Source organism: Halomonas sp. A40-4, from assembly GCF_015767635.1.
GTDB lineage: Bacteria > Pseudomonadota > Gammaproteobacteria > Pseudomonadales > Halomonadaceae > Vreelandella > Vreelandella janggokensis.
In genome coordinates, this window is the sequence record NZ_CP065230.1 from 3,237,666 (window position 1) to 3,262,851 (window position 25,186).

Consider the following 25,186-nt stretch of genomic DNA (forward strand, 5'->3'; position numbering starts at 1 on the left):
GTGCCAAGCGAATGGCACGGGCATGTTTAACGGCAAACCAACCAAAGGACCACCTGATGCAAACTAAAGCTGTCTTATCCCAAGCAGACGTTACCCACGTACTTGATGCCGCCCAAAAAGAAGCCGACAGCAATGGCTGGGCGGTGACCATCGCCGTCGCTGATGATGGTGGTCACCTGCTTGCCCTACGCCGCCTGGACGGCGCGGCGCCCTTCAGCGCCGATGTGGCCACCCAGAAAGCACGCAGCGCGGCGGTAGGTCGCAAAGAAACCCAGGTCTTTGAAGAGATGATCAACGGCGGCCGTACCGCCTTTGTATCCGCACCACTTCAAGGGCTGCTCTCCGGCGGCGTGCCGATTATCGTCGACGGCCAGGTGGTCGGCTCGGTAGGTATTTCCGGCGTCAAACCGGACCAGGACGTTCAGGTCGCCAAAGCGGGCGTGGGTGCGATTGCCTGAGTTAGCGGCTGTATAAAGCACATACGAAAAACCCCGGATCGATGATCCGGGGTTTTTTTAAATTCGTTCGGTATAAAACCGATAATTCTGGCTGCTGGAGATAAAAGCTGCGTAATGGCGGACCGGACGAGACTCGAACTCGCGACCTCCGGCGTGACAGGCCGGCATTCTAACCAACTGAACTACCGGTCCGCTGTATCGCACTGATATCTAGCAGGGTATTGCATTATTACCATTTGAGTACGCCAAGCGATTCAAATGGTGGGTGGTACTGGGTTCGAACCAGTGACCCCCAGCTTGTAAGGCTGGTGCTCTCCCAACTGAGCTAACCACCCAGCGCATTGGCATCATTAGCTGAACTATGCCAATTGAATTTTTACCGCTTGTTTATCGTGGCGGACCGGACGAGACTCGAACTCGCGACCTCCGGCGTGACAGGCCGGCATTCTAACCAACTGAACTACCGGTCCACATACGACAAAACATGGAAAACAAACGAAAAAGCGACGATGGCGGACCGGACGAGACTCGAACTCGCGACCTCCGGCGTGACAGGCCGGCATTCTAACCAACTGAACTACCGGTCCGCTGTATCGCACTGCTAACGCTAGGTGCTTTCCTTACTGCAACGTTTCCAGGCCATCAAAAGATGGTGGGTGGTACTGGGTTCGAACCAGTGACCCCCAGCTTGTAAGGCTGGTGCTCTCCCAACTGAGCTAACCACCCGCTGGTCACGTGGCGCTGCATTCTACAGTAGATGCGAAGGAAGTCAACAGACTATGTCGAAATACTGCGTCCAGATACGGTCCTTACAACGACAGTTTCCAACGCAATTTTCCAGACGCCTCACTGCGGCGATTGAGCGCGCACGAAGGATGCCCCATGAGCCGCTGCCTCGTCAATCAAAATCGTCTGATCAAGCCCAGATGCCCGGCGGGGTTTGAAGTCGTGATCGCCATCGGTCAACCAGGTCACGCGGGCATTATCCGGTAGCGCATACCCCGCGACTTCATCACGATTCCCCAGCGGATCGCGCTCGCCCTGAAGTATGAGCGCCGGCACCGGCACCTTCGACCAGTGCGCCAGGCGCAGTCTGTCGGGCGCTTTGGGGGGATGAAAGGGATAACCGGCAATCACCAGCCCGGGGCAAGGCTGCTCGCTTGCCAGCATACTCGCCACACGGCCCCCCATGGATTTACCCCCCAGCCATAGCGGCTTGATCGTTAGCGGCGACAGGCAGGCATACCAACGCGCCAGTTCAGCAACGCTCCGTTCGATGGCGGGCGGTGGGCGGCGTTTGCCCGTCGCCTGCATTTGCTGCATGTAGCCCAGATCAAAGGTAATCACCTGCAGCCCCCTTCGCGCGAGTGCACTGGCAAACTGCTGCATGAAGGCCGAACGCTGCCCGGCACCCGCTCCATGAGCGAGCAGTAGGCAGCCGAGGTCTGCCTGGCCATAAAGCCTGAGCGGCCCCAGGCCCTCCCGCCAAAAACAGCCTTCGGCCTGCTCGGCGACCGCTTCAGCCAGCAACTGCTGGCTGACGACTTTTTCCTCTGGCCATTGCGCGTCCAACTCACCCCTCCTGTGTCGCTTGTGTCGGTAACGGGCTTTTCCTTGACGTGGCTCAACGTTGCCTCGTGCGGCACTCGCTACCATGAATCAATACTCAGTCTGGAGCCCTGCCTCATGCCTGCCCCCATTCACTCAGATCACTCAGCGCCGGGTAATCCACTCGCGGCGGCGGTGTGGGACGCTGACCGCCTCCATCGCTATGCGAGAAGCGGACCGCGCTATACATCCTACCCGACCGCGCTATCCTTTGACGCGGCGTTCACTGCCGACGAGTTTAGCGCGGCACTGCAACGCAGTAACGAAGCTCAACGACCACTATCACTGTATGTGCACGTCCCCTTCTGCCGCAAAGTCTGCTTTTACTGTGCGTGCAACAAGATCGCGACCAAAAACACCGCGCTCGCCGCGCCCTACCTCGCAAGGCTCGACACGGAAATGGCGCTGACAGCGCAGCATCTGGATACCCGACGCCCGGTTGAACAGCTCCACTGGGGCGGTGGCACACCGACGTTTCTGACTCTCGATCAAATGAGCGAACTGGTGGATAAGCTGGATGCGCACTTCGGGCTTTCAGATGCCCCTGAGCGCGACTATGCCATCGAAATCGACCCTCGCGAAGCCGATGTGCTGACGCTGCGTCATCTACAGTCACTGGGTTTCAATCGCTTGAGCCTGGGCGTACAAGACCTCGATCCACGGGTTCAAAAGGCGATCAATCGCCCCCAGCCGCGGGCGCTAACCGAAACGTTGATGGACGAAGCCCATCGACTGGGCTTCCGTTCGTTAAACCTCGACTTGATTTACGGCCTGCCCAGACAAACCCCAGACAGCTTTGCACAAACCCTTCGCCAGGTGATCGAGCTGAACCCCGCACGCCTGTCGGTCTTCAATTACGCCCATTTGCCCCAGCGCTTCCCTCCACAGCGACGGATCCTTGATGCCGAGCTACCCAGTCACAACGAAAAGCTGGCGATGCTGCGCATCACGATTGAATTGCTCACAACCGCCGGCTACGTGCATATCGGCATGGACCATTTTGCCCGCCCTGATGACAGCCTGGCCATCGCCCAGCGTCACGGTACGCTACAACGCAACTTTCAAGGTTATTCCAGCCACGCCCAATGCGACCTTATCGGCCTTGGGGTCTCCGCCATTTCACGCCTGAATGACAGCTACGCACAAAACAAAAGCACGCTTGAGCACTACGAGGCGGCGATTGACCAAGGGCAACTGGCCACACAACGCGGCATACGGCTATGTCGAGACGACCTGCTTCGCCGTGAAGCCATCGAGCGTTTAATGTGCGATATGCGGCTCGACTTGTCAGCGCTCAGTGAGCGCTGGCAGGTCGATGCGCAAGATTATTTTCAATCGGCCTTGAACGCCCTGGAGCAGGCGCAACACGACGGCTTGATCGATATCCGCGGCAGTTTACTGGAGGTGACGCCTGTCGGACGCCTGTTAATACGCCACCTGGCCATGGCCTTTGATGCACGCTTGCTTTCTCAGACCGACAACCACTACTCGAATATTGTTTAGCAGTTGTTATTCATGGGCACACGCTTCCATAATGAACATACGAATTCTCTTTTGGAGACTCTTATGCTGGAAGCCCCGCAACGGCGGCGCGCCGTCCTGCACGAAGCACGCTGCCAGACCTGCAGCTTGAGTTCGCTGTGCCTGCCGCTGGCACTGGAGCTTGAGGATATCGATCAATTTGACGCGATCATTCGGCGACGCGCCCCCCTCAAGAAAGGAGAGCATCTGTTTCATCAGGGGGATGCCTTCAACAGTGTCTATGCGGTGCGCTCTGGTAGCCTCAAGCAGGTCACCAGCGAAGGTGGCGGGCATGACCAACTGACCAACTTTTACCTGCCCAGTGAATTGGTGGGGCTTGATGCTATCGATGAGCCGCACTACCCCGGCAGCGTAATCGCCTTGGAAACCACCACTGTGTGTGAGATTCCCTTTGACCGCCTTGACCAACTGTCTGAGAAACTGCCCGAGTTACGCGGCCAGATATATCGCAGCATGAGCAAAGAACTGCGCAATGACCGGCGAATGATGCGTCTGCTATCGGGCAAGACCGCTGATCAGCGATTGGCAACCTTCCTGGTCACGCTTTCCGATCGCTTCCGTCGCCGGGGTTACTCGCCCTATAGCTTCCGTCTTTCCATGCCCAGGGCTGATATCGGCAACTACCTGGGCCTTGCCGTTGAGACCGTCAGCCGGATTGTCAGTCGCTTCCAGTCCCAGGACGTGGTCGCCATTTCCGGTCGTGAGGTAAACATTCTCGACATGGCGAAGCTTCAACGGCTCGCCGAAGAAGAGCCCGCTTAACCGACGTTGAGCGCCTGAATACGCCCCGCCCTCAATTCCGCCTGCTTGGCCTCCAGCCCGGCAAAGTCGAACAGGTCGCGGTCGGCCAGCTGTGAAGGCGCGACGTTGGTGACGGCCTTGAACATGCTTTCCAGGCGGCCAGGGTGTTTCTTGTTCCATTCGGCCAACATTTCCTTGACCACCTGGCGCTGCATATTGGGCTGGGAGCCGCACAGGTTGCAGGGGATAATGGGAAACGCCATCAAACGCGCGTACTCGGCAATATCCGCTTCTTTGCAGTAGGCCAGCGGCCGGATGACGATATTCTTGCCATCGTCGGAGAGCAGCTTGGGCGGCATTGATTTCAAACTGCCACCGAAAAACATGTTCAAAAACAGCGTTTCCAGGATATCTTCCCGGTGATGCCCCAGGGCGATCTTGGTCGCACCGATTTCCTCGGCAAAGCCATACAGCGACCCGCGCCGCAAGCGCGAACACAGCGCGCAAGTGGTTTTTCCTTCGGGGGTTTTCTCCTTCACCACCGAATAGGTATCACGTTCCAGAATGTGGTAGTCCACACCGCGTTGCTCGAGATAGGTCGGCAGCACATGCTCGGGAAACCCCGGCTGTTTCTGGTCCATGTTGACGGCTATCAGCGAGAAGTTGACCGGTGCGTTGCGCTGCAGGCTGAGCAGCATTTCCAGCATGGTATAGCTATCCTTGCCACCGCTCAGGCACACCATGACGCGGTCACCTTCGTCGATCATGCGATAGTCGATAATCGCATTGCCCGCTTCACGGCGGAGCCGCTTTTGCAGCTTATTGAACTCGCGTTTTTGTCTGACATCTTGGGACTCCGAAGTGTCAGCCGCTTCGGATAAGCTGGATGTCGCGTCGGCAGTCGCCAACGCTGGGTCAAAATGAACAGGATCATGTTGCATGGTAATAGCACTGCCGATGGTAAGAGAAGCAGCCGTTATTCTAGCAACTCACAGCGCAATGACCCAATCGCAGGCCGCTATGAAACAGTATCTACCTCGTTACGCTGCAGACGAAGGTACAAGAGCGCGCTGGCTGTGGCGTCTTCCAGTGCCCGCTGAGGCGTCTTACTGGGCACTTGCCAGCAGTCAAGCGCACGCGCCAGCTCGGCCGCGTGTTCCGCCTGGGGATGTAGACGACGCAGATGGCGCTGATGCAGCTTGGTAACATCCACCCGGGCATTGGGCAGGCCAAACCCCAAATGATGGCGAAGCGCCTGCTCAAGCGGGGCGAGACGCTGGTCGAGTTGCCAGCCAATGATTGGCCGATTGCCGATAAACTCAACCAGCGAGCGCAGGCTTTCAATGTTCAACGGTTTGGTCGCCTCGACGCTATACAGCAGTTGATGGCGCCGCTCGGCGGCATCACTTCCGCACGCGTCTTCAATGAGCGCTGCCACCCAGGCACGACTGGTCAGCACCTGATGCTGGCGCAGTGTGACCGCTGCTACGCTCATGACGCCATGGTGAGCAAAGCATGCCAATGCCACCAGCTCATTGCCCAGGTAGGGCTGGAAGAGCCATGCGTAGGGAGAAGCTGCATAACGGCGGCGCTCGCTTCCTCTGCGCAGCATGCCGCCAAGCCAAGCGAAAGGGGCGTCCAGATAGTGTCGGCTGATCACGAATACTCCAAATGGTAACGATGCGAGAGACGCTGCTTGAAATCCTTGACGATATGCAGCGCTTCGCGCAGTAGATCGCGCTCCAACGACGATAATTCCTGCACCACGACGCGGTTGGATCGCTCCTGTTGGTCACCGGAGCCGTCGTTGGTAATGTCGTCCAGTTGCTGTTTGAGCCGCAACTCGCTAAACAGCGCCAGGGCTTCGCCAAGGTCATCGGCAAAACGACGGTTGAGTCGCCCGTCCTCTGCCAGTGCATCCAGACGCTCAAATGTCGAGGTGGCATGAATACGCCGTTCAAGCGCCAGTGTGCGAACACCATGAACAATGGGAAAAATGCCGCCTTTCTTGATATCGATACCGTGCTGGGGCTTCTTTAGCGAACCGAACAGCGTCAGCGGCGTGGAAAAGCGCAGCGCGGTGCGGGCGAAGTAAGACAGCAGCAACTCATCCCTCGAGCAGCGCTCGAACAGCTCTTCGCGCACGCTTTCCAGCAGGCTCGGATTGCCCGCCACGCCGTGGGAATCAAGCATGATGGCAAGTTTCATCAGACTGTCGCCGTCCCGCGCGCTGGCCCAGCGTGCAATGCGCCCTTTCCATTCACTCACCGTGGCGACCCAGTCCGGGTTCGACACCATGATATTGCCCGGGCACGGCGGATACCCCAGCTCGATCAGGGTCGAGGTAAGCCGTTGCATGTCGTCGTGCACCGCGGTCCAGTCTGCATCATCGGCCAGAATCAGCCCATTATCCTGATCGGTCTTGAGAATTTGCTCGCCGCGCCCCTCACTGCCCATGACCATCATGCAGCTGTCTTGGTGGTGCGCCGCATCAATCGTGAACTCCCAGGCCTTGCTCATGATGCGACCGTTCAGTGCCGCCAGCAGATCCATCGCAAAACGCAGCTTCACACCCTGGGCCATCAGCGCGCTGACCAATTCGGGCGTGCGGTGGCTGGCAGTTGCCAACTCGGTCAAGTCATGGGCCTGTTCAACCTGGAGACTGACCACATAACTGCGACTGGAGAAATAACTCAGCACATCGGTCAACTCGACGACGCCGACGACCTGTTTATCGTCCACCACCACGACACGCGTAACCTTGTGACGCGTCATGCTGACCAGCGCTTCAAACAAGTATTGATCGGACTTCACCGTCACCAGGGTATATTGGGCGATATCGGCAAGCGCCGTGGTCACCGGGCGCTGCGACAGCACAATGGCATTGAGCAGGTCGGTCTTGGTCACCATACCCGTCTGGCTGGAGGCATCGACCAGCAAACTGTCGGCATGGCTGTCGCTGAGCGTGCGCACGGCCTTGTCGATATCCGCGTTGGCAGGCAGAAGAAGCGGTGCGCGCATGCATTCGCTGACGCGGGCCAGCATGAAGCCCGCCATTGTCACGCCGCCTTCGGCGCGCTTTTCGGTCAACAGGCGAGCTTTATGGGCCAGTGACTGGCGGAAGAACTGGCTAAACTCGGGGTACTTCTGACACAGCGTCTTGAATAACGCTTTGGGCATCAGGTAACAAAGGCATTCCTGCTCCGCTTGAAAGCGGTAGCGGCTTTTACCGTTCAATATACTGATTGCGCCAAATAAGTCGCCTGCCGTGTAGTGCCCGATACGTGACATGGACGATGGCAAGGTAGGGTCCAGTTCAGCGACCTCCCCCCTGTGGATCAAATAGACGTACTCGCCAGTCTGGCCTGTCTCGACAATAATATCGTGGCGTTCAAAATAGGCGAGGTCCATGCCACGACGCACGTGATCCTTGCCCTCGTCATCCAGCAGTGAAAACGGGGGCTGGGAAAGGTCTACATCTACCATGGGCATGACCTCATTAGAATAATGCGGAGTCAGATAACCTGACGGTCTCAACTACATCTCACAACCACTCTTCTCAACCAGTCTCTCAACTACTACTTTGGGTTATTGCGCTAATGTCTAATGCGCTTTATTTACGTTGTCGGCATGTCACTGACAAAACAAATCGTCCCTTTTAGACTTATTAAAAAAGAGGGCTTTCCATCTTCTGAACATAGCAAACATCGCCCTATACTCCCCACCTAGACCATCGTCCCATGCAGCTAATAAAACTTTGCACGATAGCGTCAAAAACCCACAAAAAGGCTCATTTTCAACTGATTGGATACCTTTTGTTCACCACCAAAGTTTATTGATACCAAAGTCTGGGATTTAATTTTTGCATTTATTGCCCAGTATTGTCAGTGAGTCATGCAGGGTAATCGCACGTCGTTGCACCACTCAAAGTCCTTCTTAGCCAAGTGACGTGTTAACGAACAGCTGATTCATGACATCACAAAAAGCGAGTGGATCTAAAACGTGCGATTGACCTGGTGGGTCAACCGCTATTCCGAGTGAACTTTCCAACCTAAAAAACACTAGTGGAGAGCAACACAATGGCAGACGACAAATCCAATGCTGCTGAATACTGGAAAGCCAACGTCCGTACCATTATTGGATGCTTGGCTGTCTGGGCATTCGTCTCATACGGCTGCGCTATTCTCTTTCGCCCGCTACTGGCCTCAATCCCTGTCGGTGGGACCGACCTGGGCTTCTGGTTTGCTCAGCAAGGGTCAATTCTCACCTTCATCGCCTTGATCTTTTTCTATGCCTGGAAAATGAACAAGCTCGACGAAAAATTTGGCCTAGGGGAGTAAGCCGGTATGAGCCAATTTGCAATCAACCTGCTCTTCGTAGGTGCCTCCTTTGCCTTGTATATAGGCATTGCGATCTGGGCACGTGCGGGATCGACAAAAGACTTCTATGTCGCTGGCGGCGGCGTCCACCCGATCACCAACGGGATGGCAACCGCCGCGGACTGGATGTCAGCGGCATCTTTCATTTCAATGGCGGGTCTTCTGGCCTCTGGTGGCTACGCCAACTCTACCTTCCTGATGGGCTGGACTGGCGGCTACGTCATTCTCGCCATGCTGCTTGCGCCCTACCTGCGTAAGTTCGGCAAGTTTACCGTTCCCGACTTTATCGGTGACCGCTTCTACAGCAACACGGCCCGTCTGGTAGCGGTTATCTGTTTGATCGTGGCTTCGGTGACTTACGTTATCGGTCAGATGACCGGTGCGGGTGTGGCGTTCTCTCGCTTCCTCGAAGTGCCCAACACCGCCGGCATCTGGATTGCGGCAGCGATCGTATTCCTGTACGCCGTTTTCGGTGGCATGAAGGGCATCACCTATACCCAGGTCGCGCAGTATGTCGTCCTGATCATTGCCTATACCATCCCGGCGGTATTCATTGCCATGCAGCTGACAGGCAACCCCATCCCGATGTTTGGCATGTTCAGCACGCATACTGAATCGGGTCTTCCGCTGCTGGAGAAACTCGATGACGTAGTGAACGCGCTGGGTTTCCGGGACTACACGGCTGACGTCGACAACAAGCTCAACATGGTGCTGTTTACCCTGTCGCTGATGGTCGGTACCGCGGGCCTGCCCCACGTCATCATTCGCTTCTTCACCGTACCGAAGGTCGCTGACGCACGCTGGTCAGCCGGCTGGGCGTTGGTGTTCATCGCGCTACTTTACCTCACCGCACCGGCGGTTGGTTCCATGGCGCGCTTAAACCTCGCCACGACGATCTACCCGGAAATGGCAGGGCAAGTAGAAGACTATGACGCCGCTGCGGAACAGGCACTTGTCTACGAGGATCGCCCTGGCTGGATCCGCACCTGGGAAGAAACCGGCCTCATCAACTTTGACGACAAGAACAATGATGGTCGCATTCAGGTCTACAACGACAGCAATGAAGAATATGCCGAAATTGCTGAGTCACGTGGCTGGGAAGGGAGCGAGCTGACCGTCAATAACGATATTCTTGTACTCGCTAACCCCGAAATTGCCAACCTACCCGGCTGGGTCATTGGCTTGATTGCAGCAGGCGGTATCGCCGCGGCGCTGTCGACGGCAGCCGGTCTTCTGCTTGCGATCTCGTCGGCCATCAGCCACGATTTGATCAAGACCATGATCAATCCCAAAATCACCGAGAAAGGTGAAATGTTGGCCGCCCGTATTTCCATGGCGGGTGCCATCCTGGTAGCAACGTACCTTGGCCTTAACCCACCCGGGTTTGCCGCGCAAACAGTGGCTCTGGCCTTCGGTATCGCGGGTGCCTCGCTGTTCCCCGCGTTGATGATGGGTATCTTCTCCAAGAAGATGAACAACTCAGGCGCCGTTGCCGGTATGCTGGCTGGTCTGGGCTGCACCCTGCTGTACATCTTCACCTACCTGGGCTGGCTGTTCATCCCCGACACCAACATGCTGGCCAACACCCAGGAAAACTGGCTGTTCGGCATTTCGCCGCTGTCCTTCGGTGCGGTCGGCGCAATGATCAACTTCGCCGTGGCCTTCCTGGTCTGCAAGGTGACCAACGAGCCTCCGCAGGAGATTCAGGACCTGGTCGAAAGCGTTCGCTACCCGAAAGGCGCTGGCGTTGCCGTTGACCATTAAGTCATAATCATCCCTTACCTGCCGACCCAAGGGTCGCAGGCTGTGGAATCGACCCGCCATCGGGCTTCCTCCGGGAGGCCCGATGGCTTTTTAGAAGGACGTATTATGATTTGGCATCTGATTGCCGCCATATTTGCAGGCTTGGCAGCGGCAGGGGTTGGCTTATTACTGCGCACGCTCAGCGGTAAGCGATTACCCAAATGGATTGTGCCCGTTTGCGGGGGGCTGGGTATGATCAGCTACCAGATCCATATGGAATATTCGTGGTTTGAGCATAAGCAGCAGCAGCTTCCCGACACCGCTGAGGTGATTTCCAGCGATACAAGTCAACAGGTCTGGCGGCCGTGGACGTTCATCTTTCCAGTGACGACCAAATTCAGCGTCGTCGACAGCGAGAACATTCAACTGGGTACCAGCGACGATGCGCGAGTGGCACAATTTATTCTTTATCAGTTCGAACGCCACTACACCGATGTGATTACCCACCATCCGTATGTACTCAATTGCGATAGCCGTGAACTGATTCCTCTCGAACCGGAAACCCGGGAGCCGCAAATCGATCGGATGCGTACGCTGCGCGATACTTCCCCGCTACTGAACAATGTATGCGATAACGCATAGTCACCCCTATCCCACGCCTGACGACAAATCTTATTTCGCCTAGAATGGTTCGCCTGACGAGTAGGTTCCAATGGCTTGAACGATAGGCATAAGGCGGGAGACAGCTATGTTTCATGGCGGACTGTTAGTCGCGGTATCACTTGTGTATATCGCGGTGCTATTCGCTATTGCCTGGTACGGCGACCGCCGCGCTCGCATGGTCGGATCAAGCCGCCGTCGCCCCATTATCTACAGCCTGGCACTGGCGATTTACTGCACCTCCTGGACCTTCTATGGGGCCGTGGGCCAGGCAGCGACCGCCGGATGGTCGTTTGCCAGTATTTTCGTGGGGCCCGTACTGACCTTTTTACTGTTCTGGCCCGTGCTTGCGAAAATGATTCGCGTGGCCAAGCATCAGAACGTCACCTCCATCGCCGATTTTATTGCCTCGCGCTACGGTAAAACGCAATCGCTGGCGGCGTTCGCCAGCCTTGTCGCCCTGGTCGGCACACTGCCCTACATAGCGCTGCAATTAAAGGCCGTCTCGACGACCTTCAGCGTGCTGACCGCCGAAGGCGACATGACCAACACGCCGCTGTTTGGCGATACCGCTTTTTATGTCGCCGTGGTGATGGCAATTTTTGCCATTCTGTTCGGGACGCGACATACCGACGCCACCGAGCACCACGAAGGCCTGATCCACGCTGTCGCCTTCGAGTCAATGGTTAAACTGCTCGCCTTCGTGGTACTTGGCGTGTTTGTCACCTGGGGCATGTTCGACGGATTGGGCGAGTTGATGGGCTACGCGGAGACCCAGCTGGAACTTCAACGCCAACTGGCCAATCAGGATTTCGGTCAAAGCTTCTGGGCTCAGACACTGCTGGCGATGCTGGCAATACTCTGCCTACCCCGTCAGTTTCACGTTGCGGTGGTTGAAAACACCCATTCCGATGATGCGACAAAAGCACGCTGGCTGTTTCCGCTTTACCTAATCGTGATCGCGTTTTTTGTCGTACCGCTGGCGGCCGCTGGCTTGATGATGTTTTCCGGCTCATCGGTTGAGCCCGACACCTATGTGCTGGCGTTGTCCATGGCCTCCGGCCATGAGTGGCTCACCCTGCTGACGTTCATCGGTGGCTTTTCTGCCGCCACGGGTATGGTCATCGTTGCGGCCGTCGCCGTGTCGATCATGATCTCCAACGAGATCGTGATTCCGGCACTGTTCCGGTTGCGCTGGTTCGACACCAAGGCCCGCGATTATGGTCGGCTGGTGCTGCGTGCCCGGCGGCTGACCATCGTCGCCGTCTTGGCGATGGCTTACGGCTTCTACCAGATGATCGCCGAGTTCACATCGTTGGCGTCGATTGGCATGCTGTCCTTTGCGGCGGCAGCCCAGTTTGCCCCTGCGCTGATCGGCGGCCTGTACTGGAAGCGCGGTAACCGGCTGGGCGTCATCGTGGGCATGAATGCCGGCTTTGCCATTTGGGTCTACAGCCTGCTCATGCCCGCCATGATCAGTGCTGATGTGCTGCCGGCCGACTGGCTTGACGGTGGGCCCCTGGGGCTTGCATGGCTGTCGCCTACGGCGCTGTTTGGCCTGAACCTGGGCGACAGCTTCACCCATGGGGTGATGCTTTCCCTGGGGGTTAACCTGTTCAGCTATATCTTCATTTCCCAGGTCACGTCCCAGCGCGTGGTCGAGCGTATTCAGGCGTCGCTATTCGTCGATAGTGTTGAAACCCGCCAAACCTCGATTAACCGCCCCTGGACCGGGGCGACCACGGTGGGCGACTTGAAGGTGCTCTGTGAACGTTTCCTGGGTGCTGACCAAGTGGACCGCGCTTTTGAAGACTACGCGCGACGCACGGGGAAACCGCTGGATGACAGTACTCGAGCCTCTATCGATGTTATCCAGTTCACGGAGCGCTTCCTGGCCTCAGTGCTTGGGGCGTCTTCAGCGCGGATCGTGGTCAACTCCGCGCTGCAAGGCCGCGGCATCGGTATTTCCGACGTCATCTCGATTGTCGATGAAGCCTCCCAGGTGCTCGAATTCAACCGCGCGCTGTTGCAGGCCACCATCGAGAACATCAACCAGGGCATCAGCGTTGTCGACCAGAACCTGCGGCTGGTGGTATGGAATCAGCGCTACCTCGAGCTGTTTCGTTTCCCTGATCACCTCATCCGTGTAGGTGCGCCGATGGACCGCATCTTCCGCTATAACGCCCACAACGGCGAATACGGTCCCGGCGACCCTGAGGAACACGTCCAGCTGCTGCTCGACAACATCCGCGACGGTCAGCCCCACCGCTACGTCCGCTACCGCCAGGATGGCAGTGTGCTCGAAGTCCAGGGCAACCCGATGCCCGGCGGCGGTTTCGTCTATACCTATCAGGATATCACCCAGCAGAAACGCATCGAGGAAGCGCTGATCCGATCCGAGAACAATATCCGGATTTACACCGATAACGTTCCTGCCCTGATCGCCTATTTCGATAAAGAAGGACGTTACCTGTTCACCAACCGTGCTTATGAACAGGCCTTTGGTATTGATCGTAATGCCGTGATCGGCAAACGCTACGAAGACGTGCTGCCCACACGCCAGGCCCAGGAAAGAGCCCCCTGGGTGGCCCTTACCCTGGGCGGTGAACGAGTCAGCTTTGAAGTCGCCATGCAGATGAGCGACTCCATGCGCCACATGCTGGTGACCTATACCCCGCACTTCGGTGACAGCCAGTCCATCCTGGGCTTTTTCGCCCTTTACCAGGACATTACCGAACGCCGTCAGGCGGAAATCGCGCTCAAGGAAACCAACGAAACCCTGGAAGAGCGTGTCCGCGAACGCACCCAGGCGCTTTCCGAGGCCAATGCGGCGCTGCGACAGGAAAACCGCGTACGTGCCGAAGCCGAGCAGGCGCTACGCCAGGCAAAGCAGCTGGCCGAGGATGCCAACGCCTCGAAGACACGCTTCCTGGCCGCGGCCAGTCACGATCTGCTCCAGCCGCTGAATGCCGCGCGCCTGTTCACCTCGGCGCTGATGCAAAACGTCAGCGTGCCGGATACCCAGCGCACCATTGGCCATATCGATAATTCACTTCAAGCGGCGGAAGAACTCCTCAGCACACTCCTGGATATCTCCAAGCTTGACGCCGGGGCTCTGACACCGCGCCGCAGTCACTTTGCGCTGGCCGACATTTTTCGACCGTTGCGCGCCGAGTTTGAAGTGATGGCCGATGAGCGAGGGCTGGACCTGGTCGTGGTACCTACCCAGCAATGGGTCGACTCGGATCCGCAGATGCTGCGACGTATTGTGCAAAACTTCCTGTCCAACGCGATTCGCTATACCCAGGAAGGCCGTGTCTTGCTCGGCTGTCGCCGTCAGGGCGAGCGACTGGTGATTGAAGTCTGGGACAGCGGTCCAGGCATTCCCGACTCGAAGCTGAGCGAGATTTTTCAGGAGTTTCGTCGCCTGGACCAGGTGTCACGGCACAAAGAAAGTGAAAAAGGCCTTGGGCTTGGGCTTTCCATCGCCGATCGCATGAGTCGTGTGCTCGATCATCCGATCAAGGTCCGCTCATGGGAAGACACCGGCACTGCCTTCTCGGTCAGCGTTCCGCGCGTTGAAGCCAGCGAAACCCGCGTTGTCGACCAGGATCAGGGACCGCGTCGCACGGGTAACAAACTGGCGGGTACCCGCATCGTATGTATCGACAACGAAACGCTGATTCTCGAGGGCATGACCGCCATGCTCAGCGGCTGGGGGTGCGAGGTGTTCACCGCCACCAGTATCGGTGGCGCCAAATCGATCCTGCGCAACATGGACGGCGACCCGGATGCCATCCTGGCCGACTACCATCTGGACAACGAGGTCACCGGCCTGATGGCCCTGGAAGCCCTCAGCGAGCGCCTGACCAGCGCCGTCCCCGGCATCGTGATTACCGCTGACCGCACCGAAGCCGTGGCCGAGGAAGTCAAGCGCGCCGGGTATCAGTTGCTGCTCAAGCCCGTTAAACCGGCAGCCCTGCGTGCACTACTGACCCGCACACTTCAGGCCAGCCGGGCCAAACCGTGATCGTTGCAAGAACTTAAACGACGACGCCGCGCTCGTTATACAAACAGAGCGGCGTCGAAGAAGGCGAACGGAGAAGGGTTACCCCAACAGTGTCGTTATGACTCGACCTTGGGCGGCTCGACTTCCAGCTTCTGCGCTGCAATCACGGCTTGCGTGCGCGAGTGTACGCCCAGCTTGCGCAGAATAGCTGTCACATGCGCCTTGATAGTCGCCTCTGACACATTGAGCTCGTAGGCGATCTGCTTGTTCAGCAACCCTTCGGTGAGCATGTTGAGTACCCGGAACTGCTGCGGGGTCAGCGAGGCAATCGCTTCGGCAAAGCGCGATTCTTCTTCGCTGGTTTCTTCCAGAACGCCAGCCAATGCCTCGGGTAGCCACACCTCGCCCTGCAAAATCTCGCTGACTGCTTCAGCGATCAACTGCAGCGACGAGGACTTGGGAATAAAGCCTGATGCGCCATAATCGATGGCACGGCGCACGACGTAGGGCTCGTCGCTGCCGGAGACCACGGCCACCGGGATATCAGGCATTTGCCCACGTAGTTGGATAAGCCCCGAAAAACCGTGGGCGCCCGGCATGTGCAAATCCAGCAGAATGAGGTCAGCATCCGGGTGTCGGTTGACCACCTCCGTTGTCGCCTCCATGGTATCGGCTTCCACGATTTCTGCCTGCGGGGCCAGTTGGCGCAACGCCTGGGTGAGTGCTGCACGAAACAGCGGATGGTCGTCTGCGACGATAAACTTGTGGGCTACTGCCATGGATATTCCTCCGGTTCCTCAAGCAGCGGGGTTTGCTGCTGCCGCGACGCTAGGCTCATACGGTTAAAGCATGGTACCCCATGGGCTTCGCCATGCCCAAGCGTCATATGCACAATTTGTAATGGATTCTTCATCGCGCTGAACAAAGCAGTGCCGGCACGATGGCCGGCACTGATCGTCATGGCCCTTGGGAAGCAGGCCAACACTCAGCCTGTTCTTTATCACCTGCCCCATCGCGGCAACAACGGGGCCCAGTGAACGGGCTATTGATTTGCGCGATGTTCGATCAATTCATCCACTACCGAAGGATCGGCCAGCGTACTGGTATCCCCCAAACCGTCGCATTCATTGGCGGCAATCTTGCGCAGGATACGGCGCATGATCTTGCCCGAGCGGGTTTTGGGGAGGCCCGGCGCCCACTGGATGACGTCCGGTGAGGCAATGGGGCCGATATCCTTGCGCACCCACTGGGTCAGCTCTTTTTTAAGCTCCTCTGTCGGGTCAATCTCATCGTTCAGGGTCACGTAAATATAGATACCCTGACCCTTGATATCATGAGGGAAGCCGACCACCGCAGCTTCGGCAACGGCGGAATGAGCTACCAGCGACGATTCGATCTCGGCAGTCCCCATGCGGTGGCCCGAAACGTTAAGGACGTCGTCAACCCGGCCGGTGATCCAGTAATAGCCGTCTTCATCACGACGACAGCCGTCACCGGTAAAGTACATGTTGTCGTAGGTGGAGAAATAGGTCTGCACGAAGCGATCATGGTCGCCCCAGATTGACCGCGCCTGACCGGGCCAGGCATCCAGGATGACCAGATTGCCTTCGGTGGCGCCTTCGAGCAGGTTGCCCTCGTTATCCACCAGCGCGGGCTGTACGCCAAAGAACGGCTTGGTCGCCGACCCCGGCTTGAGCGGCGTCGCACCGGGAAGTGGCGAGATCATGATACCGCCGGTTTCGGTTTGCCACCAGGTGTCCACAATCGGGCATTTTTCGTTACCGATGACCCGGTAGAACCATTCCCAGGCTTCAGGATTGATGGGCTCACCCACCGAACCGAGCAGGCGCAGCGAATCGCGTTTGCTTGAGTCCATGACATTGTCGCCGTGGGCCATCAAGGCACGCACCGCGGTCGGTGCGGTGTACAGAATATTGACGTTATGCTTGTCGACGATGTCGCCCATACGTCCATGGGTCGGGTAGCTGGGCACGCCTTCAAACATCAGCGTGGTGGCGCCGTTGGCCAGCGGGCCATAGACGATATAGCTGTGCCCGGTAACCCAGCCCACATCGGCGGTGCACCAATAGACTTCGCCGTCCTGATAGTCGAACACGTACTGGTGGGTCATCGCCGCAAAGGTCAGGTACCCGCCGGTGGTGTGCTTGAGCCCTTTGGGTGCGCCGGTGGAACCCGAGGTATAAAGAATGAACAGCGGGTCTTCCGCGCCCATCGCTTCGGGCTTGCATTCGGTTGACTGCTTGTCGACCAGGTCGCTAAACCACAGGTCGCGACCTTCTTTCCATTCAATCTCGCCGCCGGTGCGCTTGACCACCAGCACGTTCTGGCAGACGTCGGTGCCTTCCCGGGTCAGGGCGGCGTCGACGTTGTCTTTCAGCGGTACCTGCTTGCCACCGCGCACCGACTCATCGGCGGTAATCACCAGCTTGGAATCAGCCCCGATAACCCGCTGGGCCACGGCGTCGGGCGAGAAGCCGCCAAAGACGACCGAATGCACCGCACCGATACGCGCACAGGCCAGCATTGCCATGGCGGCTTCGGGAATCATCGGCATATACAGGGTGACCGTGTCGCCTTTACCGACCCCCAATTCCTTCAGGCCGTTGGCCAGCTGATTGGTGCGTTCGTAAAGCTCACGATAGCTGATTTGCTTGGAATCATTGGGATCGTCGCCTTCCCAGATGATCGCGGTCTGATCACCACGTTTTTCTAGGTGTCTGTCCAGGCAGTTGGCGGCAACGTTGAGCTGGCCATCTTCAAACCAGCGAATATCGACATTGTCACGCGCGAAGGAAGTGCTCTTGATCTTGGTCGGCGCCTTGATCCAGTCAAGCCGCTTGGCCTGCTCAGCCCAAAAGCCTTCCGGATCGTCTACCGACTGCTGGTACATAGCCTGGTAGGTGGCTTCGTCAGCCCACGCGTTGGCGGCGATATCCTCGCGCACCGGATAGACGTTCTGCTGTTCGCTCATGAAATTGCCTCTGTCCGTGGAAATGCACTCTCTGAAGGAATGTAGCCGATATTATTTTTTACGTTACCGGCACCACATAATGTCACCCTAGCATAAACCTCTCGGCCCGGCCTTCCCTTTAGACATTGGTATTAACGTTTTTAGCATTAATTACAATAACTTATAGCAAACAATCAGGACGTCATCCAGCACAGTAGACCAAGGTCTCAGCACAATGACGACATCGATAGCGACGACCTTTTACGACCAAAGCATGACGCCGTGGCGTCAACTGGTAATCTCGGCAACCGCACCGGTAGCGATAAGGGGCCGGTTGCGCACGCGCCACATTAAAGCGATGCGTTACCTTGGGCGGCAATCCAAACAGGTCTTGCATCACGGTTTTCCACTCGCGCCCATGGGGCTTCAAGCGGGTTCCATCGGCGAGGTGAAACACCAGCCAGTGGGCCATTTCATGAGGGATAACCTCGTCAAAAAACGCGCAGCGGTTTTCATCCAGCAGCACCGGGTTGAACCTTAATCCGCCGCGGCCAAGGTGCGCCTGCCCGGCAGAAGCACCGCGCAGGTCAAACCATACCCCAGGACACGGGAGTTCTGGATAGACCTCGCGGCAGCGCTGCCAAGCATGCTCGACGCGCTCGCGGGCAGCCTGGTGCAATGCGTCTGTCGTCAGGGCCGCAAGCGTTGCATCGGGCCAGGGGGGGAGTGGCGTGGTCGTCATTAGTGATAAACTAGCCGTCATTGTGTCATTTTGACTGTTTGTTTCCGCTGCTCATTGATGAGGCTCCTTATGCCAGCGCGTCCCCATTCGCCCGAAGAGGCGACTCCGCCACAGCCGCTGCTTGACGATGAACAACTCGATAGACTGGACGACTTTCTCGCGTCGGACCGGGTCGATGAAGATGCTCTGGATTTGATTTCGGCGCATGGATTTCTCGTCGCGCTGGCCGTCGGCCCCAGCGAAGTGCCGCCTACCCAATGGATCGCCGAGCTGTTCCATGGCGAACCCCGCTACGTCGACGAGGCGCAGCGCGACGATATTATCCACCTGCTCACGCTGCTACGCGATAATGCCATGGCGGTTCTCGAGCAGGGCGGCTTGCCTGAACTGCCTTTCGAACTGACCCTTGCCGGTATGCCCGCCGAAGAGACGCCCATCGGTGATTGGTGCGCCGGGTTCATGGAAGGCGTGTTCTGCGATGAGAGTGCCTGGTTCCGGGATGACGAAGAAACCGCGGCCACCCTGCTGCTGCCTTTCATGCTGCTGTCGGGGCTGTTTGACGACGAGCCCGATATGGCCGAAATGGCTGGCGACCTCGAGCGCCAGGAAGCCCTGGTGACCCAGTTACCGGAGCTGGTGCTCGACCTTTACCTACACTACCGCGTGCCACCAGAAACCACCAAGCCCAAGCCGCGCCGTAAAACGCCCGCCAAGGGCAAACAGCGGCGATAAGTCACTTGAGCCGGGTCACCAGGGCATCCAGCAGTCCATAGACCCATTCCTTGGCGCGCTGCTTCCAGGGCCGCGCCGCCCAGGCGGCAGCGTCCACCTCCTCGCTGGCGGCGAAGTGGCCCTCGAAAAGCTCGCGCACTTGTTGAGCAAGGCCTGGATCCTCCACCTCCTGGTTCGCTTCGAGGTTCCAGTGCAGATTCCAATGGTCGAAATTGCACGACCCGATACTGACCCACTCGTCGGCCAACACGAATTTAGCGTGGATAAACGTCGGCTGGAACTCATAGATACGCACCCCGGCCTTGAGCATCGCCTGATAAAAGCGCTGCCCGGCATAGCGCACGCCGGGGTGATCGTGCTGGGCCCCTGGCAATAGCAGTCGAACATCGACACCGCGCCTGGCGGCGCGCACCAGCCGTCGGCGCAAGGGAAACGTGGGCACGAAATAGGGCGTACACAGCCACAGTTGTTGCGTCGCCTGCCCTACCCGTTGATGCAGCGAATGACGAATAGCCTGGTAGCGATAGCCCCTCGCCGACATGACTCGCCCACGCACGCCGTCGGCAAAATAAGGAGGTTTGCGCTGAACGGGCAGCGGCTGGCTGCGCGCCTGCGACTTATCGGGGCGCGTCAGCCGTGACCGCCACAAACGTCTGAACAGGCCTTCCCAGTCCGCCACCACCCGACCTTCAACCCGCACCGCAATTTCGTACCAGGCATCGAGAAACTCATCGACCGCGCCAAAGCCGCCGGTGAACGCCAGTTCTCCATCGACCACCACGATCTTTCGATGGTCGCGACTCAAGTTACGTGCCAGGGAGTGAAAGCCGAGCGGGTTAAAAAAGCGCAGTTGGATGCCCGCGTTGACCAAGCGACGTCGGTCCTGGCTCGACAAGCCCATCGAGCCAAACCCATCCAGCAGCAGACACACCGTTACCCCACGATTGACCGCCTGGACGAGCGCCTCGCTAACCCGGTCTGCCAACCTGCCTGACTCCATCAGATAGAGCTCTACCAGCACATAATGCTGGGCATGATGAATAGCCTCGAGCATTGCAGGTAGAAACCGCGACGCTTCAGGAAGCAGGGTAAAGCGGTTGCCTTCGCACCAGATCGGCGACATTCCCCCCTCCTTGGTCCTCATTAGCGCGTCAGGGCGCGATGGACATACATATCGTAGCGACTGGTTTTGCCTTCCAGCGTGTGCTGGGGTGAAGGTCCGTCAATCGGCGGCGCCTTGCGTGGTCGCTTGACCACCACACGGTGAGTGGCCACATCCAAAGCCGCTTCCAGCAGGCGAGGCGCATCATCATCATCGCCCGCCAGCTCGCGAAACAGGCGCATCTCTTTTTTGACCAATGCGGATTTTTCACGGTGGGGAAACATGGGGTCCAAATGGACAACCTCGGGATTAAAGTCAGCGTCAGCCACCAGCGCGGCCAATGCCCCAGCGGCATCCCCATGGCGCAACGTCATACGCGCGGCAATGGGCGCGGTATCGACCGAGTTGGCTGCACGGGCCAAACCATCGGCAAGCAGGGCGGCAATCGCCGGGACGCGCTCGATCATCAACACCGACGCCCCCAGGCTTGCCAGCACAAAGGCATCGCGGCCCAGACCGGCCGTGGCATCAACCACGTATGGGTCGCAACCCTTGTTCAGACCACAGGCCTTGGCCACCAACTGACCACGTCCGCCGCCAAATTGACGCCGATGAGCAGCCCGGCCCGCCACAAAATCAACACTGAGAGGTTTGCCGAACTGCCGCTCATCGCCGGTCAATACCAGTTGCCCATCACGGTAGGCAAGCATTAACCCGGCGGGCAGTTCACCGACATCGGGCAGTGTCATGCGGGCTTTTTCCACGCCACCTGGTTGCGCAGATAGACCGGCTGCACGGCGTGGGCTGGCTGCCCCAGACCAACCGCGAAGTCCCGGGCGGCCAGCCAGGCCATTTCCTCAGCACGCGGCTCCAGGTCGGTCAGGTGCTGCGTCATCGCCGCCTGCAAGGGTGCGCTGAACTGCTCCCAACGTGTAAAACCGGAACCGATACCGACCCAATCGGGTTCTTCGTCAGGCAGAGTTACCGCATCAGGCGCCATGACCGCCTCGGCACTTTGAAGGCGCAAGCTGTCGTGCAAACAGTGCCACGTCGCCACATAAACTTCTCCCATACGGGCATCCAGCGCGGTGACAACATGGCGCAAGTGATAGCGTCGGTGGGCCTGGAGTGCCAGCGCTTCGAGCGTGGAGATACCCAGCAACGGTCGATCCAGCCCAAATGCCAGGCCTTGCGCTGCCCCCGCTGCGATACGCAGCCCGGTAAACGAACCGGGGCCGTGACCGTAGGCAATCGCATCCAGCTGGCTTGAGGTAACCTGGGCGTCGCCCAACACCTCATCGACCATCGGCAACAGCCGCCGGGTATGCGCACGCGGTGTCATTTCAAAGCGCGCAACACACTCGCTGTGGTCGGCGTCCTGACGCAGCAAGGCAGCGGAGCAGGCACTTGAAGAGGCATCGAGGGCGAGAAGATATAGCGACATAGCGATTCAGCACTCGTGAGAAGTAGAGAGGCATTATACCTTTGCCTTGCGCATACGACGATGACCCGCACTTGGCGGGCCATCACGTATTGGCTCGTGCTTGCCTGGGGCGCCCTAACTCAGCGCTTCGGTGACCTGACGCGTAATATCATCCACGCTTCCAACCCCTTCAACGCGGTGGTATTGCGGCGCCGCCTCGGGGTCTTCCTTAGCCCACTGCTGGTAATAATCGACCAGCGGTGCCGTTTGATCATGATAAACCGCCAGCCGATTACGTACAGTAGACTCCTGGTCGTCCTCGCGCTGAATCAGCGCCTCGCCGGTCACGTCATCCTTGCCCGGCTCTTTGGGAGGATTGTGCTCCACATGATAGACCCGCCCAGACTCAGGGTGAACGCGCCGCCCCGCCAGGCGGTTAACAATTTCCTCATCGGGAACGGCAATTTCCAGCACGTGGTCAAGCTTGACGCCGCCTTCTTTCATGGCATCCGCCTGGGGAATGGTGCGTGGGAAGCCGTCGAACAGAAAGCCATTTTCGCAGTCGGGCTGGTTGATGCGCTCTTTGACCAAGTCGATAATGATATCGTCGGACACCAGGCCACCGCTGTTCATGATCTCTTTGACCTTGAGGCCCAGCTCGCTGCCATCCTTGATCGCCGCGCGTAACATGTCGCCGGTGGAAATCTGGGGAATTTTATAACGCTCACAGATGAACTGAGCTTGAGTCCCCTTCCCCGCACCGGGGGCACCCAACAGGATTAAACGCATGGCTCTGCTCCTTGAATAATAGAAATGCAATAAATCAATCAGCCGACAATAACCGTGCCTCTAAGGCGACACAACTACCCAAAAGCCTGAAAGCATGGTTGTGAAGGCATTTTTTTAAATAAAATCAGCCAAGTGACGCCCAACCTGTACTTTGGTCGCCCTTGTGTTCAAACAAAGGAGGCCCAAACACGAGCGGCGCCCTGACGGACGCCGCTCGCAAGACCCTCCATTGCCACTTACAGCAGTAGACGGCGAATATCGGTCAGGACATCCGCAAGGAACGCGGTAAAGCGCGCTGCATCCGCACCGTTGATCGCACGGTGATCGTATGACAGCGATAGCGGCATCATAAGCCTCGGCTGGAAGGCACTGCCATCCCATACCGGCTTCATCTGGGACTTGGAAACACCCAGAATGGCCACTTCCGGTGCATTGACGATAGGTGTGAACGCGGTACCGCCAATCGAGCCCAGGCTCGAAATGGTAAAGCACCCACCGGTCATCTCGTCACGCTTGAGCTTTTTGGACTGCGCTTTCTTGCCAAGCTCAGCCATCTCCTTGGCAATCTCAATCAGGGATTTCTGGTCGGCGTTACGCACCACCGGGACCATCAAGCCTTCTGGCGTGTCCACCGCCACCCCGATATGCACATAGTTCTTCCATACCAGCGTTTCGCCGTCACCTTTCAGGCTGACGTTGAACTGCGGGAATTTGCGCAGTGCGAAGGCACAAGCCTTGACCATGAACGGCAGCGGCGTCAGCTTCGCGCCCTGGGCCTCGGCTTCGGCTTTCATGGACTTGCGGAAGTTCTCAAGCTCGGTGATATCCGCTTCGTCGAACTGGGTAACGTGGGGCACGTTGAGCCAGCTGCGATGCAAATTGGTCGCGCCCATCTTGAGCAGACGACCCATCGGCTTCTCTTCCACCTCGCCAAACTGGCTGAAGTCAACTTCCGGGATCGGCGGTATACCTGCGCCACCGGTGGCAGCGGGCGCTGCACCCGCCTGCGCTTTGCCCTGATTGGCAATGGCCTGTTTCACATAGGCCTGAACATCTTCTTTCAACACACGGTCTTTCGGGCCACTGGGCTTGACCAGCCCCAGGTCAACACCCAGTTCGCGTGCCAGCATGCGCACGGCGGGGCCAGCATGAACCAACTTGCCATCACGTGGCTTGTGCGATGCCATCTGCGCTTCGGGGCTGGGGGTGCCAGCAGGCGACTCGGCAGATTTGGCACTGGATGGGCTGGCGCTCTGCGGCTGGGCTTTTTCAGGGGCGGCCTTTTTCGGGGCTGCCTGCTTGGCACCCGCGACTTCAATATAGCCGATCACATCGCCTTCGGAGACCGTGTCGCCCTCTTTGACGGTCAGCTCAAGGAGCTTGCCTTTGTAGGGGCTAGGGACATCCATTGACGCCTTGTCGGATTCCAGCGTGATTAACGGGTCTTCTTCGTTGACCTCGTCTCCGGCCGCTACGCCAATTTCAATAATCGGTACGTCAGAGGAGCCGGACAGGTCCGGTACTCGAATCTCTTTGCGCGCCGGCTCACCGCTAGCAGCTTCTTCTGGCTCGTCATGCTGCTCAGCCGCCGCTTGTGGTTCGCTGCTGGCCTGGCTGGACGTCTGCTCGTCGGCCGTGTCTTCGGCGTCGTCGCCTTCACCGGCGATTTCCATTTGCCCAATGACATCGCCTTCAGAGACCGTATCACCTTCTTTCACGCTGAACGAAACGATCTTACCGGTATGAGGACTCGGCACGTCCATGGAGGCTTTATCGGACTCCAGAGTGATCAAGGTATCTTCGGCGTCAACTTCATCGCCTTCACCCACCGCGACTTCAATGATTTCGACGTTATCCGAGCCACCCAGATCGGGCACTTTGATATCCACGGTCTGCTTGCCGCCGGACGCCTTCTTGGCGGCAGGCTTCGAGGGTTCCGGCGCAGGTGCTTTGGAGGGGGCTTCGTCCTGCTGGCTGCCGGATGACTCAGCGGGAGAGACGTCGCTTTCACCCCCGGCATCGCCACCACCTTCGACTTCCAGCTCGACGATATCGTCACCTTCAGAGACGCTATCGCCCTCTTTGACCAGCACCTTTATGACCTTCCCCCCTTTCGGAGCCGGTACGTCCATGCTGGCTTTATCGGATTCGAGCGTGATCAGGGTGTCTTCTGCTTCAATGACATCGCCTTCCGACACCGCAATCTCGATGATTTCGACATCGGTATCACCACCGATATCGGGAACTTTGATGATTTCGCTACTCAAGGTCGCGCTCCTTTAAAATC

General features: G+C 58.0%; 20 protein-coding genes and 5 tRNA genes. 8 read left to right on the forward strand and 17 right to left on the reverse strand.

The genetic code is table 11. The features are described from left to right. Positions 1–56 precede the first annotated feature (56 nt). Complete coding sequence (locus IT895_RS15135) at positions 57–458, forward strand: heme-binding protein (RefSeq protein WP_085917107.1); 402 nt, start codon at positions 57–59, stop codon at positions 456–458. Between the two features lie 115 nt (positions 459–573). On the opposite strand, the gene IT895_RS15140 is transcribed toward IT895_RS15135, so the two are convergent. The 6 genes from IT895_RS15140 to IT895_RS15165 all read right to left on the reverse strand — a co-directional run bounded on the left by IT895_RS15140 (position 574) and on the right by IT895_RS15165 (position 2,030). Then, positions 574–650 (reverse strand) — tRNA-Asp (locus IT895_RS15140). Between the two features lie 67 nt (positions 651–717). Further along, positions 718–793 (reverse strand) — tRNA-Val (locus tag IT895_RS15145). Positions 794–851: 58 nt separating this feature from the next. Continuing rightward, positions 852–928: transfer RNA gene (locus IT895_RS15150), tRNA-Asp, on the reverse strand. Between the two features lie 40 nt (positions 929–968). Further along, positions 969–1,045: transfer RNA gene (locus IT895_RS15155), tRNA-Asp, on the reverse strand. Positions 1,046–1,108: 63 nt separating this feature from the next. Next, positions 1,109–1,184 (reverse strand) — tRNA-Val (locus tag IT895_RS15160). 120 nt (positions 1,185–1,304) lie between these two features. Then, positions 1,305–2,030 carry an alpha/beta fold hydrolase gene (locus IT895_RS15165; protein ID WP_085917106.1) on the reverse strand — a complete coding sequence of 242 codons (726 nt, stop codon included), beginning with the start codon at positions 2,028–2,030 and terminating at the stop codon, positions 1,305–1,307. 114 nt (positions 2,031–2,144) lie between these two features. On the opposite strand from IT895_RS15165, the gene hemN reads away from it, so the two are divergent. Together hemN and fnr are read left to right on the forward strand one after the other, a co-directional pair. Beyond that, positions 2,145–3,569: an oxygen-independent coproporphyrinogen III oxidase gene (gene hemN, locus IT895_RS15170; RefSeq protein WP_199283960.1), complete on the forward strand. Its 1,425-nt coding sequence runs from the start codon at positions 2,145–2,147 to the stop codon at positions 3,567–3,569. A 63-nt stretch (positions 3,570–3,632) separates the two neighbouring features. Further along, positions 3,633–4,370 carry a fumarate/nitrate reduction transcriptional regulator Fnr gene (gene fnr, locus IT895_RS15175; RefSeq protein WP_199283961.1) on the forward strand — a complete coding sequence of 246 codons (738 nt, stop codon included), beginning with the start codon at positions 3,633–3,635 and terminating at the stop codon, positions 4,368–4,370. Here fnr and ttcA read toward each other — a convergent pair. The 3 genes from ttcA to IT895_RS15190 form a co-directional block, all read right to left on the reverse strand. Continuing rightward, a complete protein-coding gene (ttcA, locus tag IT895_RS15180; protein WP_085917103.1) occupies positions 4,367–5,290 on the reverse strand; it encodes a tRNA 2-thiocytidine(32) synthetase TtcA in 924 nt (307 codons plus the stop codon). The two genes, fnr and ttcA, sit on opposite strands and share 4 nt — an antisense overlap. 77 nt (positions 5,291–5,367) lie before the next feature. Next, positions 5,368–6,009: a DNA polymerase III subunit epsilon gene (locus IT895_RS15185; RefSeq protein WP_233337279.1), complete on the reverse strand. Its 642-nt coding sequence runs from the start codon at positions 6,007–6,009 to the stop codon at positions 5,368–5,370. Further along, positions 6,006–7,835: a putative nucleotidyltransferase substrate binding domain-containing protein gene (locus tag IT895_RS15190; RefSeq protein WP_199283962.1), complete on the reverse strand. Its 1,830-nt coding sequence runs from the start codon at positions 7,833–7,835 to the stop codon at positions 6,006–6,008. The genes IT895_RS15185 and IT895_RS15190 overlap by 4 nt, the downstream gene beginning before the upstream one ends. 593 nt (positions 7,836–8,428) lie before the next feature. Here IT895_RS15190 and IT895_RS15195 point away from each other — a divergent pair. From IT895_RS15195 to IT895_RS15210, 4 genes are all read left to right on the forward strand, one after another. Next, positions 8,429–8,689, forward strand: coding sequence for a DUF4212 domain-containing protein (locus IT895_RS15195; RefSeq protein WP_066318397.1), 261 nt, complete (start codon positions 8,429–8,431; stop codon positions 8,687–8,689). Positions 8,690–8,695: 6 nt separating this feature from the next. After that, positions 8,696–10,492: a sodium:solute symporter family protein gene (locus tag IT895_RS15200; RefSeq protein WP_085917101.1), complete on the forward strand. Its 1,797-nt coding sequence runs from the start codon at positions 8,696–8,698 to the stop codon at positions 10,490–10,492. Between the two features lie 105 nt (positions 10,493–10,597). Beyond that, entirely contained in the window at positions 10,598–11,113 is a 516-nt protein-coding gene (locus IT895_RS15205; protein ID WP_085917100.1) for a hypothetical protein, read from the forward strand. A gap of 106 nt (positions 11,114–11,219) precedes the next feature. Further along, on the forward strand, positions 11,220–15,161 hold the full coding sequence (locus IT895_RS15210; RefSeq protein WP_085917099.1) for a hybrid sensor histidine kinase/response regulator: 3,942 nt from the start codon (positions 11,220–11,222) through the stop codon (positions 15,159–15,161). Between the two features lie 95 nt (positions 15,162–15,256). Here the strand turns inward: IT895_RS15210 and IT895_RS15215 are convergent, their stop codons facing one another. From IT895_RS15215 to IT895_RS15225, 3 genes are all read right to left on the reverse strand, one after another. Further along, positions 15,257–15,919 (reverse strand): LuxR C-terminal-related transcriptional regulator, encoded by a 663-nt coding sequence (locus tag IT895_RS15215; protein WP_066318388.1) that lies wholly within the window; start codon positions 15,917–15,919, stop codon positions 15,257–15,259. Between the two features lie 263 nt (positions 15,920–16,182). Beyond that, positions 16,183–18,132 carry an acetate--CoA ligase gene (gene acs, locus IT895_RS15220; protein WP_199283963.1) on the reverse strand — a complete coding sequence of 650 codons (1,950 nt, stop codon included), beginning with the start codon at positions 18,130–18,132 and terminating at the stop codon, positions 16,183–16,185. A 181-nt stretch (positions 18,133–18,313) separates the two neighbouring features. Continuing rightward, complete coding sequence (locus tag IT895_RS15225) at positions 18,314–18,853, reverse strand: SprT family zinc-dependent metalloprotease (protein WP_085917278.1); 540 nt, start codon at positions 18,851–18,853, stop codon at positions 18,314–18,316. Positions 18,854–18,922: 69 nt separating this feature from the next. Here IT895_RS15225 and IT895_RS15230 point away from each other — a divergent pair, with 69 nt between their 5' ends. After that, positions 18,923–19,585 carry a YecA/YgfB family protein gene (locus tag IT895_RS15230; RefSeq protein ID WP_199283964.1) on the forward strand — a complete coding sequence of 221 codons (663 nt, stop codon included), beginning with the start codon at positions 18,923–18,925 and terminating at the stop codon, positions 19,583–19,585. Position 19,586: 1 nt separating this feature from the next. Here IT895_RS15230 and IT895_RS15235 read toward each other — a convergent pair whose 3' ends face one another. The 5 genes from IT895_RS15235 to aceF form a co-directional block, all read right to left on the reverse strand. Continuing rightward, positions 19,587–20,708, reverse strand: coding sequence for a phospholipase D-like domain-containing protein (locus tag IT895_RS15235; protein ID WP_199283965.1), 1,122 nt, complete (start codon positions 20,706–20,708; stop codon positions 19,587–19,589). A 20-nt stretch (positions 20,709–20,728) separates the two neighbouring features. Further along, complete coding sequence (locus IT895_RS15240; protein WP_085917094.1) at positions 20,729–21,436, reverse strand: class I SAM-dependent methyltransferase; 708 nt, start codon at positions 21,434–21,436, stop codon at positions 20,729–20,731. Next, the gene (gene tsaB / locus IT895_RS15245) at positions 21,433–22,131 is read right to left on the reverse strand and encodes a tRNA (adenosine(37)-N6)-threonylcarbamoyltransferase complex dimerization subunit type 1 TsaB (protein WP_199283966.1); all 699 of its coding nucleotides are present in this window, start codon (positions 22,129–22,131) and stop codon (positions 21,433–21,435) included. Before tsaB ends, IT895_RS15240 begins: the two co-directional genes overlap by 4 nt. 114 nt (positions 22,132–22,245) lie before the next feature. Next, positions 22,246–22,899 (reverse strand): adenylate kinase, encoded by a 654-nt coding sequence (adk, locus tag IT895_RS15250; protein ID WP_085917092.1) that lies wholly within the window; start codon positions 22,897–22,899, stop codon positions 22,246–22,248. A gap of 236 nt (positions 22,900–23,135) precedes the next feature. Next, positions 23,136–25,166 carry a dihydrolipoyllysine-residue acetyltransferase gene (gene aceF, locus IT895_RS15255; RefSeq protein ID WP_199283967.1) on the reverse strand — a complete coding sequence of 677 codons (2,031 nt, stop codon included), beginning with the start codon at positions 25,164–25,166 and terminating at the stop codon, positions 23,136–23,138. Between the last annotated feature and the right edge of the window lie 20 nt (positions 25,167–25,186).

What these genes read in the sequence shown, in the direction of transcription:
- IT895_RS15135 (WP_085917107.1), top strand. Translation starts at nt 57, where the DNA reads ATGCAAACTAAAGCTGTCTTATCCCAAGCAGACGTTACCCACGTACTT.
- hemN (WP_199283960.1), top strand. Translation starts at nt 2,145, where the DNA reads ATGCCTGCCCCCATTCACTCAGATCACTCAGCGCCGGGTAATCCACTC.
- fnr (WP_199283961.1), top strand. Translation starts at nt 3,633, where the DNA reads ATGCTGGAAGCCCCGCAACGGCGGCGCGCCGTCCTGCACGAAGCACGC.
- ttcA (WP_085917103.1), bottom strand. Translation starts at nt 5,290, where the DNA reads ATGCAACATGATCCTGTTCATTTTGACCCAGCGTTGGCGACTGCCGAC.
- IT895_RS15190 (WP_199283962.1), bottom strand. Translation starts at nt 7,835, where the DNA reads ATGGTAGATGTAGACCTTTCCCAGCCCCCGTTTTCACTGCTGGATGAC.
- IT895_RS15195 (WP_066318397.1), top strand. Translation starts at nt 8,429, where the DNA reads ATGGCAGACGACAAATCCAATGCTGCTGAATACTGGAAAGCCAACGTC.
- IT895_RS15200 (WP_085917101.1), top strand. Translation starts at nt 8,696, where the DNA reads ATGAGCCAATTTGCAATCAACCTGCTCTTCGTAGGTGCCTCCTTTGCC.
- IT895_RS15205 (WP_085917100.1), top strand. Translation starts at nt 10,598, where the DNA reads ATGATTTGGCATCTGATTGCCGCCATATTTGCAGGCTTGGCAGCGGCA.
- IT895_RS15210 (WP_085917099.1), top strand. Translation starts at nt 11,220, where the DNA reads ATGTTTCATGGCGGACTGTTAGTCGCGGTATCACTTGTGTATATCGCG.
- IT895_RS15215 (WP_066318388.1), bottom strand. Translation starts at nt 15,919, where the DNA reads ATGGCAGTAGCCCACAAGTTTATCGTCGCAGACGACCATCCGCTGTTT.
- acs (WP_199283963.1), bottom strand. Translation starts at nt 18,132, where the DNA reads ATGAGCGAACAGCAGAACGTCTATCCGGTGCGCGAGGATATCGCCGCC.
- IT895_RS15225 (WP_085917278.1), bottom strand. Translation starts at nt 18,853, where the DNA reads ATGACGACCACGCCACTCCCCCCCTGGCCCGATGCAACGCTTGCGGCC.
- IT895_RS15230 (WP_199283964.1), top strand. Translation starts at nt 18,923, where the DNA reads ATGCCAGCGCGTCCCCATTCGCCCGAAGAGGCGACTCCGCCACAGCCG.
- IT895_RS15235 (WP_199283965.1), bottom strand. Translation starts at nt 20,708, where the DNA reads ATGTCGCCGATCTGGTGCGAAGGCAACCGCTTTACCCTGCTTCCTGAA.
- IT895_RS15240 (WP_085917094.1), bottom strand. Translation starts at nt 21,436, where the DNA reads ATGACACTGCCCGATGTCGGTGAACTGCCCGCCGGGTTAATGCTTGCC.
- tsaB (WP_199283966.1), bottom strand. Translation starts at nt 22,131, where the DNA reads ATGTCGCTATATCTTCTCGCCCTCGATGCCTCTTCAAGTGCCTGCTCC.
- adk (WP_085917092.1), bottom strand. Translation starts at nt 22,899, where the DNA reads ATGCGTTTAATCCTGTTGGGTGCCCCCGGTGCGGGGAAGGGGACTCAA.